The following is a 2499-nucleotide window of genomic DNA, read 5'->3' on the forward strand; positions in this document are numbered from 1 at the left end:
AGGAGGCGGAGGAGGCGGAGGAGGCGCTCGCGCGAATGCCGCGGGAGGTGGAGGCGGCGCTCGCGCTGGGGGCGGTGGTGCTGCGGCTGCTGGTGGAGGCAGGCAGGCTGCTCAGGTCAACAACAGCAGGGCCGACGTGCGGACCAATGACGTCCGAAGTGCCAGCGCGAACAATGTCAACAGCAATCGCAATACCAACGTCAACGCCAACCGGAACACCAACGTCAACGCCAATCGGAACGTCAACGTCGTTGCCAGCGGCAACAACAATTGCTGCGGCGGATGGGACAACGACTACCATCCGGTCGCGGGCGCGGTGGCCGTCGGCGCCGCGGTGGCCGTGACTTCGGCCGTGGTGGGCTCAATGGTGAATTCTGTGCCGGCCAACTGTGTGCCGGTCAACTACGGCGGCATGGTGTACCAGCAATGCGGCAGCCAGTGGTACCAGCCGCAGGGATCGCAATATGTGGTGGTCAATCCACCCTACTGATCTGCTCCTTTGGCGCCCGGCGTCGGCAACATCTTCAACTCGGTGGGGCGCCTTGTGCCTTGGCCATCAAGGCGCGGCGAACCAGGCCGATGTGCTCGCGCAGCGTGTAGGCTTCGCTGGCATCGCTCGAGGGGGCACGGATCCGCGCGGCAGCCTGCTCGATCCGGCCCAGGTCGCCCAGCCATTGCTCGACAGGCAAGGCGCAGGTGCGTGTTCCGACATCGCGTTCGAGCAGAGCCAACTCTCCGTACCAGATGCGCGACCGCATGCGCCAGCGGATCAGTCGCGGCAAAAGTTTGGTCAAGGGAACGATCACGAACAGCACGGGCACCAGCAGCACGATCAGGCGTTCGAGGTAGGCCGCGACGGTTGAGCATCGCCAGTTTGCGCAGGGTTACTGTCTCGATGTTGCGCCAGCGGGCGACAAGTTTGCCGCTGAGCAACGCTTCGGTTTCCTTGCACTTTAACGACTGGATCATTCGAAGAGCTATGATTTGGGACCAGCCCGTACCTGCCTTGCACGATGCGAACCAGAGCATCACTTGCAGGAGCTTGACCATGCCTAGCGAACGCCGTCCCGCCTCTTCATCTTTGCTGTCTGGCTCTGCGAACACTCCCCGCGCAGGTACACCTCACATGCGAATACTGCAAGTACCGCGTCACATGGTCAGAGGTGATGTCTTGCAGCGCCACCGCCTTCTGCCCGAGCCATTGGCTGAAGAACGCTCCGAGCAGGACATGGCGGTGAATCCACGTCACCGAATACCCCGTGGCACTCAACGATTCTGCAAACATGTCCAGATACGGCGCAATGGGCCCTCCCGGGACTTGCGATAGGACCACCTGGCTGTTGATGATGACCTTCATGGAGGAGCCCCTTGCCCCACCGGGGCTGTGTTGAGGGATCCTAGGACTTCTCGCTCGCTAACCCGCGTACCACGTGGCCGTCGGCCATGCGCAAGGCATAGTCAGGAAGGGTAGATAGTGTCGCAGTGTGTGCGGGCTGACCTACCGACCAGGCAGGAAACTTGACTTCACTGCGGCTGCCGCGACGATTCCGCTATACGCTTCGAGGGATCCATGCCGCCATGGGCGCGTCCAGGCCCAGTATTTGGAGATATCCATGATTGACGCTGCGGTCGAATCGAATCACCTCCAGCCCGGACCTGGGTCCGTCGGTGCCGTGGGTCATCTCAACTCTGGATGTAGTTGCGCAACTGATCGACCGTCTGCTCATGGTCGGCGATGATGTCGTCCATCAGGTGGAGATCATGCCGATGATCTGGGCGCCCTCGACCACCGGCAGGTGCCGGATGCGCTTTTGGCTCATCATCGTCATGCACTCGCGCGTGTGGGTGCTGGGCGTCACGGTCATCACGTTGGGCGTCATGATGTCGGCAACCCTCATTTCTTTCGAACTCTTGCCCTGGAGCGCGACCTTGCGCGTGTAGTCGCGCTCGGAGACCACTCCCACGAGCCTGCCGTCCTCGACCGCCATGAGTGCTCCGACCTCGTAGTCGGACAGGAGTTGGAGCGCCTCCAGCACGGTGGCATGCGGCTCGATCCACCAGGTGGCAGAGTTGCGGCGCTTGAGGAGTTCGGAGACGGGTTTCATGGGCACTCTCCATGGAAAGGGATGACGTCGACTCGCAAGAGCCGCGCCCGTCGGTGTCCCTGCGAGGTGCCCATTGGCTCCTGCGCCCCTGGTGGGCCTTTCGTTCGATAAAGCGCCACATCGATCCCAATCCAACCTGAGGGCAGGCCAGAGCGCCGGCCTGCATCGGATCGTGTCGCCGACAGCCACCGTGCGCACTTGGACTCACGATGGCGTGAGTTCGTCGCAACACTCCTGGCTTTCGCGATCTTGTTACAGTAAGAAGACGGCAAGCACCCCTAATCCCATAGACTTGCGGGCTTCGTTCCCAAGGATGACAAGCTGATGTTGCGCGTGGTGTTCAATCAAAAGGGTGGCGTGGGTAAATCCACGATCGTCTGCAATCTCGCCGGCG

The 2499-nt window shown here is 61.8% G+C and carries 5 protein-coding genes; 2 read left to right on the forward strand and 3 right to left on the reverse strand.

Annotated features, from left to right (window positions below; all coding sequences use genetic code 11):
* A partial coding sequence (locus AC1DY5_RS51185; protein WP_478121939.1) for a hypothetical protein occupies positions 1-490 on the forward strand: 490 nt, incomplete at its 5' end.
* Between the two features lie 34 nt (positions 491-524).
* Here the strand turns inward: AC1DY5_RS51185 and AC1DY5_RS51190 are convergent.
* The 3 genes from AC1DY5_RS51190 to AC1DY5_RS51200 all read right to left on the reverse strand — a co-directional run bounded on the left by AC1DY5_RS51190 (position 525) and on the right by AC1DY5_RS51200 (position 2105).
* Positions 525-830, reverse strand: a complete 306-nt coding sequence (locus AC1DY5_RS51190) for a hypothetical protein (RefSeq protein WP_478121940.1) — start codon at positions 828-830, stop codon at positions 525-527.
* 245 nt (positions 831-1075) lie between these two features.
* On the reverse strand, positions 1076-1357 hold the full coding sequence (locus AC1DY5_RS51195; protein ID WP_478121941.1) for a hypothetical protein: 282 nt from the start codon (positions 1355-1357) through the stop codon (positions 1076-1078).
* 391 nt (positions 1358-1748) lie between these two features.
* Complete coding sequence (locus tag AC1DY5_RS51200; protein ID WP_478121942.1) at positions 1749-2105, reverse strand: CBS domain-containing protein; 357 nt, start codon at positions 2103-2105, stop codon at positions 1749-1751.
* A 324-nt stretch (positions 2106-2429) separates the two neighbouring features.
* Between AC1DY5_RS51200 and AC1DY5_RS51205 the strand changes: the two genes are divergently transcribed.
* Positions 2430-2499 (forward strand): ParA family protein (locus AC1DY5_RS51205; protein WP_478121943.1); only part of this gene is annotated, 70 nt, incomplete at its 3' end.

This window comes from Variovorax sp. P4_D9 (assembly GCF_056401695.1).